Annotated in this window: 5 protein-coding genes; all 5 read right to left on the reverse strand. The window is 45.0% G+C overall.

The genetic code is table 11. The annotated features are described in order from the left end of the window. Nucleotides 1–22: 22 nt before the first annotated feature. The 5 genes from WJ238_RS06850 to WJ238_RS06870 all read right to left on the reverse strand — a co-directional run bounded on the left by WJ238_RS06850 (nucleotide 23) and on the right by WJ238_RS06870 (nucleotide 13,877). Nucleotides 23–730, reverse strand: coding sequence for an oligosaccharide flippase family protein (locus WJ238_RS06850; RefSeq protein ID WP_337606505.1), 708 nt, complete (start codon nucleotides 728–730; stop codon nucleotides 23–25). 284 nt (nucleotides 731–1,014) lie between these two features. Beyond that, nucleotides 1,015–5,886: a family 78 glycoside hydrolase catalytic domain gene (locus WJ238_RS06855; protein ID WP_337606506.1), complete on the reverse strand. Its 4,872-nt coding sequence runs from the start codon at nucleotides 5,884–5,886 to the stop codon at nucleotides 1,015–1,017. A gap of 95 nt (nucleotides 5,887–5,981) precedes the next feature. Then, nucleotides 5,982–8,738 (reverse strand): L,D-transpeptidase family protein, encoded by a 2,757-nt coding sequence (locus WJ238_RS06860; protein ID WP_337606507.1) that lies wholly within the window; start codon nucleotides 8,736–8,738, stop codon nucleotides 5,982–5,984. 27 nt (nucleotides 8,739–8,765) lie between these two features. Continuing rightward, nucleotides 8,766–11,243: a GH25 family lysozyme gene (locus tag WJ238_RS06865; protein ID WP_337606508.1), complete on the reverse strand. Its 2,478-nt coding sequence runs from the start codon at nucleotides 11,241–11,243 to the stop codon at nucleotides 8,766–8,768. 42 nt (nucleotides 11,244–11,285) lie between these two features. Then, nucleotides 11,286–13,877 (reverse strand): glucosaminidase domain-containing protein, encoded by a 2,592-nt coding sequence (locus WJ238_RS06870; RefSeq protein WP_337606510.1) that lies wholly within the window; start codon nucleotides 13,875–13,877, stop codon nucleotides 11,286–11,288. Nucleotides 13,878–13,944 lie beyond the last annotated feature (67 nt).

Genomic DNA, 13,944 nt, shown 5'->3' on the forward strand with positions numbered 1-13,944 from the left:
TCCGATCTCTGGCATCAAGTATTTATATGACTATGGATACAACTATGCTTGGTGCCAGACTCGTTCCAAAAATCAATAAAATAGGTTTAATATGTTTTCTATACTCACAATGATATTTTTTTCTCCAATCTACAAACTTTCTAGAGTAGAAAAAATTAAGAATTGCCGATCCGCCTGACGAAATAACTGTCAAGGAAGCATACCATACATAGTCTTCTTTGCTCCTAACTAGTAAAAAAAGCAATGCAAGAGAAACAAATTGAAACAAAATAGCTCTCTTAGTTATATAAGCATACTCCTCCTTTATAATAAAAAGCCATTCCATACCAATTGTTGTAAAAACAATTCCTACACTAAAAATAATTAGTAAGTTTTTATAATTAGACAAAACAGGGAGGCACAAAAAAATCACCAGACAAATATAGGAAAGAAATGTTGTCATAAGGTTTATATTCAACATTTCTTTTGCAAATTTATTAAATCTCTCTTTATCATCTCTAATTCGGGAACCTTCACGAACCGCATAGGTACTGATTCCCAATGCAGCAAACAATGAAAAATATGATATAATAGAACTCGCATAATTCACCTTTCCAATGCCCGCTGCCCCCAACACTCTAGAAGCATAGGGAAAGGTAATTAAGGGAAATAAGACAGACATCAAAGTCTTGATCCCATTCGCTATCAAATTAATTGTAATTGATTTCTGCTTTACTACTTTATCACTCATACTACTGTCTTTCGGTATTATATATCTTCTTATATCCTATTGATACGTTTTTCAATAATCTAAATCCTTAAGTTTCCTAGAGGATTATAACACTATTCAGCGTATGAAACAACCTCTATGCCATTAACTTTGCATAGTTTATAATGTTCTCATAGAAGGGGAAGAAGGGGAATTTTAGTCTCAATTAAATACATATCACGCATTTATTTGAAACAAAATAAAGTTCACATTTTAATTTGGGACGGGATTTTTATCTAACCCCCGTCCCAAATTAGTAATTATTCTCACTTCAAATACGGCTTGTCTGTACTTCCGGGCTCTTTACCACCCTTTTCTACATACTGGATCTGTATTCCTTCCAGACGCTTAGCCATTCCTTCCGTTCCAGCTGGCTCCCCGTTCTTTGCCCATCCAAGCCAACCATGACTTTCTACATGTACCCGATAATATACATCATATTTTTCTGCAAGCTCTCCATCTAATTTAATGCAGATTGCTTCCAGACGTTTGGCCTGACCGCTTGTGCCTGATATCTGGCCATTTTTCTTCCATGAACTTTCCCAGCCATAGGTTTGTACATGAGTACGATACAGAATATTTCCCTGTACTCCGGAAACAGCATTTCTGATTGTAATAGCTTCCAGGCGTTTCGCCTTTCCTACGGTTCCTGATGTAGCTCCGTTAAATACATCTGACTGCCAGCCATAACTCTGAACGTGAGTCTTGTATGCTACCTGTGCTGAATGGAAATGACCAGACGTTGTTCCGGGCGCTTTACCACCTTTTTCTACCAATTCAACCTGTATCGCCTCCAGGCGCTTTGCCATTCCTTCCGTTCCCGCTTCTTCTCCATTCTTCGCCCAGCCGAGCCAGCCATAACTCTGAGCATGTACACGGTAGTATACATCATACTTTTCCGCCATTTTTCCAGTCAGCTTGATTTTAATAGCTTCCAGACGTTTCGCCTGACCACTGGTACCTGATATCTGGCCATTCTTCACCCAACCTTGCCAGCCATAACTCTGCACATGGGTACTATACTGGATATCTCCAGATGTCTCCGGATTATACAGCTGAATTTTAATAGCTTCCAGGCGTTTCGCTGCCCCCTCTGTTCCAGATATTCCTCCATCATATACCGTTGATTGCCAACCGTAACTCTGGACATGGGTATTATAAGTCACCTTGGGAGTGATAAAATGTCCGGAAGTATTTCCGGGGGCTGAACTGCCTTTCTTTACCAGACGAATCTGTATCGCTTCCAGGCGTTTCGCCATTCCTTCCGTTCCGGCCTCTTCTCCACTTTTTGCCCAGCCAAGCCATCCATAACTCTGGGCATGTACACGATAATAGATGTCATACTTTTCTGCCAATTCTCCAGTCAATTTTATCTTAATAGCTTCCAGACGTTTGGCTTCTCCGCTTGTGCCTGACTCCTGTCCGTTCTTCACCCAGTTTTGCCATCCATAGCTCTGTACATGTGTACTGTATTGAACATCACCGGATACATTTGGTACATGTACACTGATTTTGATTTCTTCCAGACGCTTCGCTTCGCCCACAGTTCCAGAAATGTCTCCATCTCCTACTTCTGCCTGCCAGCCATAACTCTGCACATGCGTATTGTACGCCACCATTCTGTCTGTTGTCTTATATGGTTGTTCCCGGTCACCAGGAGCTGATTCCCCTTTTTTTACCAGTCTTGTATCCAAAGCCAGAATACTTTTTGCATAACCGGAGGATCCCGCCGGCTCACCATTCTGCGCCCAATCCATCCATCCCCAGTCTTTTACATATACTCTGTAATAAATGTCATACTGTGAATTTAACTCTCCTGTCAATTCCATTGTAATAGCTTCCAGACGCTTATTTCCATCTGGCATGCCGCTGACTTGCCCATCGCTGCATTCTTTCTGCCATCCATAAGACTGCATATAGGAATTGTATTTTATTCCTCCTGAAACAGACGCATTTTTAATCCTGGCTTTTATTGCTTCGATATTATCTCCGCCGATATCTCCCTGGATCAAACCATTTGTCTTTTCTCCTGCCCATGAACCACCAGAATAAACATCTGTTACAACATCTGTTTCTACAACTTCCGATCCATCTACAGCAATCCCTGCCTGTATCTCAACCGTATATTCTCCGCCTTCCAGCATACATCCCGTATACCCCGCTTTATCCTGCAATGTCGTTACTGCATTTCCATTGACAGAAACCGCTCCGCTTCCTGTTCCTACAGGCACATACAGATTAGCCGTTGCATTTGCCGGAACCTTTATATGACAGGTAATATTCCCAGATCCTCCTATTGTATAGGAGCCCTCAATTTCTCCTTTCATTGTAGGAACTTTTACAGATGCCGTCTGAACGCCGCCTGGCTGGATTTTCATATCAAAAGTTCCAAATCCTGGCGATGTAGGCTGAATACCGAACATTCCCCGCACCAGCATACTGCCTGGCGCCGAACCCCAGGCATGGCTTAAACTCATATTTGGCTTATTCGCATAATTCCAGGCTTCCGCTGTAATTGTAGATTCCAGGCTATACATCATATAAGCCCAGCTTCTGACTCCCATCTCGTCATCTGGATTTGACATGATTTTTCTGGCCAAAGTGCCATGGTTACTGTTGTACAGCCCCTGCAGCAGAAAATAGCTGCCATATACGCTCATCTTCAATTCGCCGTCTGCTTCTATTGCTGAAGCCATTTTGTCAGACATACCCTGGCTGTTATAAATATCAAAAGCAAGCGCATATGCCGTCGCATGCTGCGCCGAATGCCGTACTACTGAACCATCCTGCTTCAAGCCATCATAGAACTCGCCTGTCTGGCTATTGTAAAGCTTCTGGATCATATTCGTCCGGATCGTATCTGCAAGATTCTGATAATAGGTCTGATCACTTTCCTTCCCCAAAGCCGCTGCAATGGATGCCATATCTTCATAACCGCCCACGCACACTGCATTGAACACAGTATTATAATATGCATCTGTCGTCTTATAACCGTCAATATCCGTTGCCGGCCAGTCTACCATAATATGCTGAAATGAAGTTGTGGCTCTTTTCATCAATCCTTGGGACTGATCAAAAAACTGTTCCATTGTTTTACTCTTCAGAGCCTGATAAGACTCTTCCAGCATACGCTTATCTCCTGTATAGAGATAGTGCTGATATATGGCCATAATATTGTACAGGGAGTATTCCGACGGCCAGGTTGTATTATTGAGAAGATATTCTGCAGAATATTTAAAAGCTGTAGACGTTGGCGAATAACTAAAACTTGTCATACCTGTGATCAGTGCATCGCCCTCATAAGCCAATCGTTCTCTGCTCTGCGTATCCACATACAACCCCTGTGTTGTCATTTTACTGGTGTACTTCGTCATATCATAGATATCATTCAGAACACTGTTGGATGACTCAAAATCCGATGCTTCTTCATCAAACGCACTCCGCACTGTCAAGCCTGTAATCTGATCCTTCGTCAAGCTTACCGGCATATTTCTGATTGTAACATAGCGGAAAGCCTTCATTCCGATGCCTGAAAGATTCTGCTGCCCGTTTTTCAGCTTCCACGTTTCCTGGTAGGTATTCCCGGTTGCCATTTTATATTTTGCATTCCCATTCTGATCCAGTTCTTCTCCATACTGGAATGTAACATTGGCACTTCTTCCGTTGATATTTAACCGGATTGTTCCTATAATCTCTTTTCCAAAGTCCACCAGATAAGAGCCATCTGATTTTCTTTGCACAGACTTCGGTGTCACTTCACAATGTTTATAAATATCATTCTGGGAAGGCTGGAGCGTATACCCTTCAAAACGACTGTTTAATGTTGGGGTTTTCCAATTTGATGCATGAAATCCGGTTTTGTTCCAGCCGGCAGGATATAATGATGCATTAATATTGTCCTGTACTGCAGTATAATAGCTTGTACCTATAGAGCTGTTAGATGAACCGATAAAAATATCATCTCCATCTAAAGCCCGCCAGTTTGCTCTGTCATATCCCGTATTTGTTATCACTTGTTTTGAGCCATCCGATAAATAAGCTGTCATTTGACAAAGGAAAGCTGAGTTGTTTTCTGAATAGGCAATCACACCTATAGTGTTTTTCCCGCTTTCTACATAGTCTGTAATATCGTAAGTATCATAATCCAGCTGTTTTCCATTTGGTCTGGTAGGACCAAGTCCGATCTCTGTACCATTTACATACAGATTATACACATACTGCCTTGACCTTGTTCCATCTAAAGCAGTTGCGCTTAAAACCACCTTTTCCGCATTAGTCGGAATATCCAATTCTCTTCTCAAGAAGACAATCCGCTTTCCTTCACTTCCCCATATTCCCTGCCTGCTCGTCCAGCTTGTCTCTGTAGAAAATGCCTGTGGAAGAGAAAGAGGTCCCTCCACACCGTCCGAATTTTTTATCTGTACCTGCCAGTAATACAATTCATCATCTTTTAATACTCCTGAAAGATCCATCAGCACAGAGGTATTCTCAGAACCGTCCTTCCATCCCGAATCAAAAACATATTCTCCTTTATTTAGCTGATCCTCTCGTTGGGAAATTACAATTCTATAAGCAGATTGCTTTCCCATATTTCCAGACAGACTGTTCTCCCAGGAAAAAGACAGATCACTTTTTGTAACGCCCCAAGGCTGGTCAAGAAGGTTGATTTTCAGCTCTGCAGGAGCCAACTCTCCTCCCATATTTACTGTTCTTTCCTCTACGCCCTGACCTTCCGGCGCATTAGATAATTCATTTTCCCTCTCTTCTGCCTGTTCTTCTAAAATGGTAATATGCAGTTCCGGCATTCCCTCTGCTGCATATAAATAGCCATCTTCCGATAAAACTGGACGAAATACATATTCACCGGGAACATCTGTATAGAAATCTTCCGGTATTTCCCATGTGACTTCCAGCTCATATTCCTTTCCGGCAGCATCATATCCCGTAATTGTTTCCGGCAGCCCCGCAACAATATCTTCTTTTGATGTTCCTACAGGATATTCACATGAGGAAAATTCCTCCATTTTTTCTATTGCTATTTTTTCTGTTTCCTCTGCATAAAGATTGGATGGGCAAAATGTAAGCCACATAATTGCCGCCAAAATCCATATGCCAATTATTTTCCCTTTTCTTTTCATTCATTCCCTCTGAATTTAATTTTATTTTTAAATAACAGAAAAGAACAGGGATATACAGCTCTATCGCCCATTCTTTTCTGCTTTTTCGGTTATGTCTAGTTATACACAACTACTGTTGACCCAGTTGGAACTGTATCATAAATCCATTTTGCATTGTTGATATTCAAACGCACACATCCATGAGATAACGCGAGCCCGAGCCTGCTGTCTGCTACTGCTCCATTATGATAATAAGTAGTAGAATGGAACAGGTAATCACCATAGAACTGTGTCCACCAGAAACAGCGTACATTTCCGGAATTGAAATAATATCCTCTGCTTCCCACTTTAAAGACTCCGGAAACTGTAGGCGTGCTTGGTGCTCCCACTGTACAGGACCAGTATTTTACGTTTTTCCATGCTCCTCTCCAGCCCTGGTATACGCCAACCTTCCGGTTTCCTCTGTCAACCATGATAATGTATGGCGTTGAACTGCTGTAAAGGTTTGCACGTGCATACATTCCTGCATCCGGCCCTGATACAATTCTTTGTTCTGTATAATAATTCCTATTGGATCCCGGTGCGCTGGCATCCTTGGAAACCAGTCTGATCTGTAATGCTTCCAGTCTGTAGCCGATTTTTGAAGTTCCTGCTGCCTGCCCGTTTTTCGCCCAGCCAAGCCAGCCATATTTCTGTACATAGGTACGATAATAAATATCATAATATTTGGAAAGGTCGCCTGACAGACTAAACTTCACAGCCTCTATCCCTTTAGAGCCGTCTGTACATCCGGAAACTTTTCCCGCCTCCGACCAGCCGGTCCACCCGGTTTTTGAAAGATGCACTGCATATTTAATAGTTCCGGAAGGCATTGCCTCTGTCCTGCGGTTCAACGTAACAGTAATATTCTCCAGGCGTTTACTCTGACCTGTTGTTCCAAGCGTTCCACCCATCTGAACATTTCCGCTGTTGCCTTTTCCCTGGATTGTTCCACTGTAGTACATGTCGCTGGATTTATATCCCTCGATAAACTTTGTTCCGCTTGTATTCGGAGCTTTTCCGCCTTTTTCTACCAATTGGATCTTAATGGCCTCAATTCGCTTGCTTAAGTCAGTACTTCCGGCAGTTTCGCCATTTACTGCGTAATTTGTCCAGCCAATCTTCGACATGTGGATACTATAATATACGTCATAGTGCTCTGCCACTTCCCCGCTCAGCTTAATCTCAATAGCCTCAATTCGTTTTGCCTGATTAGTGGTTCCGGCAATCTGTCCGTCTTTCTTCCAGCCTTGCCAGCCGATGGACTGTACATAAGTGCGGTATTCAATACTTCCTTCGTATCCAATATTCGGAAGCTGAATTTTAATAGCTTCCATTCTCTTGCCTTTTCCGGTTACTCCGGCAATATCGTTATCAGCTTTTATCTCCTGCCATCCTACAGACTGTGAATGTGCCTGGTAAGATACAAGAGGATACTTAAAGCTTTCCGCTGTCTGTGCAGGCGCATCTTCCCCTTTCTTTATCAGCCGGATCTCTAACGCTTCCATCCGCTTGCCATAGCCCAAGGTTCCGGCTTCTTCGCCGTTTTTCGCCCAACCAAGCCAACCAAAACTCTGTACATGGGCACGATAATAAACATCATACTGATTTGCCATCTCACCGGTCAACCGAATCTGGATTGCTTCCAGGCGCTTCTTTTGTCCGGTAGTTCCGGCAATCTGTCCGTCCCTCTTCCAGCCCTGCCAGCCAATAGATTGTACATGTGTCTGATATTCAATTCCGCCTTCATACTCGCTGTCCGGCAGTTTGATTTTAATGGCTTCCATTCTCTTGGCTTGCCCGGTCACTCCGGCTGTCTGTCCGTTAAATTTCTCTGCCTGCCAACCAACAGACTGTACATGGGCCTGATAGGAAAGATCAGGGTATTTATAGCTGTCTCCCTCACCTGTCGGAGCTGCCTCCCCTTTCTTTACAAGACGAATCTCCAGGGCCTCCATCCGTTTTCCATAGCCCAGGCTTCCGGACTTTTCTCCATTAGCTGTCCAATTCAGCCAGCCATAACTTTCTACATGTGCACGATAGTAAATATCATATTGATCAGCCAGAGAACCGGTCAGACGGATCTGAATGGCTTCCAATCGTTTCCCCTGGCCTGTGGTTCCGGCCTGTGCGCCGTCTTTCACCCAGTCCATCCAGCCATAGCTCTGGGCATGAACACGGTACTCGATTCCAGCCGACTGCTCCGGCTCTTCCGTAGCCACCTCTGCTGCGTCCAGCCCTGTTGCTCCTGGATCCGTTCCTTCTACAGGTGTTTCCGTTGCTCCCTGTTCCGGCATTTCAACCTTCAACTGAATCGCTTCCAGTCTTTTCCCTTTTCCGGTTGTACCGATGATTCCACTGTTTTCTGTCCAGTTGTTCCAGCCGCTGCTCTGAACATGGACACGATAGGAAAGCTTAGGAATCTGTTCTTCCTCCGGCTTATCCTGTTCATTTCCCTCTTCAGTTTCCTCACCAGTTCCGTCTGTGCCTGTCTCTTCTCCTGCAGTAGGAGCCTCTGTTACTGTATCTCCGGAATTTGTCACCCCTACAGAAGAATCCTTCGTTTCGTCGCTTTCTGCTTTTTCAGTTTCGCCTTGATCTGTAGTATAATCTGTCTCTTTCTGTTCATCTCCAGTTTCAGGTTCTGTTTCCTCCAAACCCGTTTCCCCCGTAACGCCGCCATTTTCCGTCTGATCCTCTAAGCTGTTATCTGCGGTGCCTGAAGTAACTGGAGCACTGGTTACTGTTCCCTCTGATGCCAGAGCACTTCCCGCACTTCCAAAGATCAGAAATGCACTCAGCACAATGGCTGTCACTCCTTTTAAACGCCTCAACTTCTCTCACCTCGATAATTTTCTTTTTTATTCACCCTTTATAAAAGCCTGCTCTGTGCTTCCCGGCGCTGCTCCGCCTTTTTCTACCAGCCGGATCTCAATAGCTTCCAGACGTTTTGCCAGTCCCTCTGTTCCGGCAGATTCACCGTTTTTCGCCCAGCCGAGCCAGCCATAGGTCTGGGAGTGTACACGGTAATAAATGTCGTACTGCTCTGCCATCTCATCTGTCAGTTCAATCTGAATCGCCTCCAGGCGTTTTGCCTGACCTGTTGTTCCGGCAATCTGTCCGCCTTTTGTCCAATTATCCTCCCAACCGTAGGTCTGTACATGAGTTTTGTAGCGAAGCTTTCCTGCATATTTTGAATTAGCAAAATCAATCTTTATCGCTTCCAGACGTTTCGCCTGGCCTGTTGTTCCGCTCTGCTCTCCGTCAAAGCTCCATCCCTTCCAGCCATAAGTCTGGACATGGGTACTGTATTTTAAAACTGCCTGCTTGCTCGGAGTATCTGTCTCTCCCGGCGCTGCTCCGCCTTTTTCCACCAGTTTAATCTGAATGGCTTCCATTCTCTTTGCATAATCAAAAGTTCCGGCTTCCTGACCGTTTTTCGCCCAGTCAAGCCATCCATAGCTCTGCACATAAGCGCGGTAATAAATGTCATAATGTTCTGCTATCTCACCTTCCAGAGACATTCTTACCGCTTCCAGACGCTTACCGCCTCCGGCAAGTCCTGCCTCCGCCCAGTTAGACTTTTCTCCATTCCAGCCGTATGTCTGCATGTAAGTTTCATATTTCACTCCGCCGGTATAGTCAGAATCTGTAATGGCAACTTTCAAAGCCTCCAAAGATTTTGCCTGACCCGTTGTTCCATTAGTCACTCCGTTTTCCACTGCTGCCTGCCATCCGGATCCGTTTACATACGTCTGATATTTCACAGCCATCGGTTTCTTTTCAAATGGTTTTTCAGTGCTTCCCGGAGCCTCTGATCCTTTCGGAACTACAACGATCTGAATAGCTTCCAGCCGCTTCGCATAACCCTGGGTTCCGGCCGCCTCTCCGTTCTTCGCCCAGTCAAGCCAGCCGTATGTCTGACAGTGAGCCCGATAATAAATATCATAATTCTGGGCTTCCGTTCCCGTCAGCTCAATCTTAATAGCCTCCACTCGCTTCGCTTCCCCGGTTGTTCCCGAAGTTGCTCCGTTTTCCACGTAATCCAGCCAACCGTAACTTTGGACATGGGTGCTGTATTTTACTCCCAGATCACCATATCCGTCACCGACGCTGATCTTTACAGCCTCCAGTCGTTTGTAATACCCCGTCACTCCGGTCTGATATCCGTTCTGAACCGTCGGCTGCCAGCCAAATGTCTGCATATGAGACGAATAGCTGATAATATTAGGATCTTCTACTTCTATCGGCTGCTGATCATAGGTCTTCACCATCCAGAAGTTGAGATCTGCATTGCCGGAAATTCCGTCAACTTTACCTGAAGAGGTACACTGCCACATATCATAAGTACCTGTATAATTACACTCATAATTATACTGTGCCACCCATTTTGACCATGCCGCATTGTCAAAAACGGAACTTGTCAGATAATTATTCCACCAGTTCAGATTAGCATAGACGCCACCTCTGTAACCAGCTGCCGTAATTTTATTTAAGAAAGTCTGGGCAATGGCGCCATGGTTTGTATTGATCGTACTATTATCTTCCAGATCCAGATATACCGGATAGGAAAGAGTATGCCCTTTTAATTGATTTAATACAAAATTTGCAGCATTTGTAGCTCCTGCCGTCGTTGTAATATAAGAATAGAGGTATACGCCATATGGAATACCCAGCCTCTCACACTCGGAAACATTGTATTCAAACCAGTCATCCACATGGCTGGAATTATTTGCATGCCAACCTAATTGGATAATGGCAAATTCCACACCATCTGCTTTAGCTTTTGCCCAATCAATTTTCCCTTGCCAAAAACTGACATCCACTCCTTTCAGCTGCGCTCCCGGAATAGGATCTCCATAGGAGTTAACATATCTTCCATTTACCTTTTCCCAGGCATTGGAAACTGCACGTGCTGATCTTGCCGTTTTGCTCTGAATCGGCTGACCGTTGGAGTATCTCCAGCTGTTTGCCAGACGAGTCTGTGGTTCTTCTTCTGACTGCTCTTCTGCCGCTTCATTGGATGCTTGTTCTTCTGTTTCCCCACTCTCTTCTGTGCTTACTGCCGCATTGTCTCCTGTCCCGTCAGAAGTTTCAGCCGAATCTTCAGTGGTCCCTTCTGTTTCCGTGCCGCTCCCCTCTGAACCGCTGCCTGTCTCCTGATCAGAGGCTGTATCATCCTGTCCGGTCGCAGGCGCTTCTGTTCCATTTTCTTCTGAAACTGCAGCTGTTCCGTCATTTTCTGCCGCATTACTGCTAAAGTCTACTGAAAATGCCATTCCGGCCGTCAGGCATACTGCCAAAGCCAGCGCTGTCAGTCTCTTCCAGTTTCTTTTCAATGTAAACTCCTCCTTTTTTCTCTGATTCTTCCCTTTTATATCTTATGCTTTTACAAATCTTTGATCTGTACTTCCCGGAGCTTCTCCGCCTTTTTTCACAAGAACGATCTGAATGGCTTCCATTCGCTTTGCAAGACCTTCTGTCCCGGCAGATTCACCGTTTTTGGCCCAGCCAAGCCAGCCATAACTCTGGGAATGTACCCGATAATAAATATCATACTGCTTTGCCATCTGGCCTGTCAACTGGATCTGCACTGCTTCCATCCGCTTTGCCTGGCCTGTCGTTCCTGCAAGCGCGCCGTTTCGCATCGTGTTCATCCAGCCATAGGTTTGTACATGTACCTTATACTCTATATTCCCGCTGTACTGCTGGTTTACAAGAGAAAGCTTCAGCGCCTCCATCCGCTTTACCTGGCCTTCCGTACCAGCCTTTACGCCGCCTTCTGCTATTTCCTGCCAGCCATAACTTTGTACGTGAGTCTGATACTGCAGCAGCGGCTGCACATAAGTACGCATGGTCTCTCCCGGAGCTGTCCCGCCTTTCTTCACAAGCCGGATCTCCAATGCCTCCATTCGTTTTGCCCCGTCTGTCGTTCCTGCTGTCTCTCCGTTTTTCGCCCAGTCGAGCCAGCCGTAAGTCTGGCAGTGTACCCGGTAATAAATATCATACTTTTCTGCCATCTTTCCTGTCAGCTGAATCCGGATTGCTTCCATCCGCTTTGCCTGGCCTTCTGTCCCGGACATAGCGCCGTCGGACTTCCAGTCAGTCCAGCCGATACTTTGAATATGGCTTCTGTATTTTACTGAACCGCTGACCGATGGATCCCGAAGCTTGATTTTAACAGCCTCAAGCCGCTTCGCTTCTCCTTCTGTTCCGGCCATTGCTCCGTCCTGTTTATCTCCCATCCAGCCATAGGTCTGAGCATGGACAGAATAGGTAATCCCTTCGGAGGCGGAAGGTGTCTGAGTATCACCGCCGCCGCTTACTTTTCCGGATACGACTGTCACATAATCTTTACTGATATACGCATACATATTGGAAAAGTTATATGCTCCGGAACTTGAATTGATTGCTGTTCTTCCACTGTTCAGCACCGGATCACTCTGTATCTGGTAAAAGCTTCCGCTGCTTCCTTTTATTAATACTGCATAATTGGAAACAGAACGCCCGGAGGAACTTGTGGTTGTATACAAAACATTGGATGCCGTATTGGCCTCTTTTCTTACATTGACTACATTGTATTTTGTATTGATAGTATCTTTAATTCCGATCGTGTATTTATAGCGGTCTTTCTGCCCGTTTTCATTATCCAGCTGCCACGCAATATTGGCAATCTTCTCACCCCAGTATGGATCGGAAGCGTAGCTTACATTCATACCGCTTGCCTTATCTCCCAGGAATCCGCCATGATAGAAGGACCACCCTGCTCTTAAATACCGCTTGGATAAATAGGTCTCCGAAAATGTCTGGATACATGCGTCTACGCTTTTATATGTATCAGCGCTCTCTCCCGGCGAGGAATCTACCGCATTCAGTCCGAACAGATTGTTTTTACTCTGGGCAATACTGCTGCTTCCCCAGCCGCTTTCAATCGCTCCCACAGATGCCATGATAAGTGCGTTTGTGCCGTAAGAATTTTGGCGGTTCACAAAATTCGCACCTGTATTGTTCATCTTGGAATTACCGGAAGCATATTTGTTGATCATATTGTTCAGCGCACTTCCGGAATAAGCTGTCTGGCTTCTCAAAGGCAGGTACTGAAAATAGTTATAATACGGGCTATTTGCATTAATGGAATTTTGTCTCGTATTGTTTCTGTAATCAGAAAGCATCGTACTGTAGTTCTGATAGAAATAGTGTCCATCATAGCTGTAGTAACTCTGCCCTGTTTTCATATAGGACTGCTGCGGCCCCACATTGACGGATCCCCCATACCCAGGTGTTGTCATATTCATCGTAATGTTATGGATAAGATTCGTGCCATTGGCATAGTAACAGCTATAGCTTTTGGCGCTGCTAAGGTTGACTACCTGAACCTTGGATTTATCCACCAGACCCACAACCCCGGCCATCATAAATTTTACTTTCCCGTTTTCTTCCCCGAGATAAGCCGCATCAGCGCCGCTTCTGCCATATACATAGCCGGACTCTCCGGTATTGTATTCCGTATATTCTGTAATATCACTGACTGTCTGTCCACTGGCATTGGCACGGAAGTTTACGATCTTTTCTGAAGCAGCTCTGGCATATCTTCTCGCGCTGCTTTCCTCTACAACTCCCCCGTTATCTTCTTCCAGCAGATACACATTTCCATTTTCATCTATACTGTAGACTTCTTTGGCAGCCATAGACATTCCGGCGTCAGCGCCGGATTGGTCCCCAGAGGATGTATCGGCCGTCTGACTCTCTCCCGTCTGCTCTGCTTCTGACTGCACTTCTTCATTTTCCTCTGAAACTTCTAAAGCCGCGTCCATCTCTTCTGTTTCGGACGCTGCCGTTTGTTCCGTGTTTTCCTCTGCCGCTGATTGGCTTTCTGCCATTGCCGGTTCATCAGCATAGGTTAAAATGCTGCTTCCTGACAGCATTCCCATGCACAGGATCAGGGCAACCCATTTTCTCCATTTTCTTTTCATATATTTCCTCCTTATTTGTATCCCCGTTTTTCTTCTGAAGCTGACAAAAGAGCTGTTAAAGCCCCGC

This window comes from Claveliimonas sp. (assembly GCF_037273965.1).
GTDB classification, from domain to species: Bacteria; Bacillota; Clostridia; order Lachnospirales; family Lachnospiraceae; genus Claveliimonas; species Claveliimonas bilis.

What these genes read in the sequence shown, in the direction of transcription:
- WJ238_RS06850 (WP_337606505.1), bottom strand. Translation starts at nt 730, where the DNA reads ATGAGTGATAAAGTAGTAAAGCAGAAATCAATTACAATTAATTTGATA.
- WJ238_RS06855 (WP_337606506.1), bottom strand. Translation starts at nt 5,886, where the DNA reads ATGAAAAGAAAAGGGAAAATAATTGGCATATGGATTTTGGCGGCAATT.
- WJ238_RS06870 (WP_337606510.1), bottom strand. Translation starts at nt 13,877, where the DNA reads ATGAAAAGAAAATGGAGAAAATGGGTTGCCCTGATCCTGTGCATGGGA.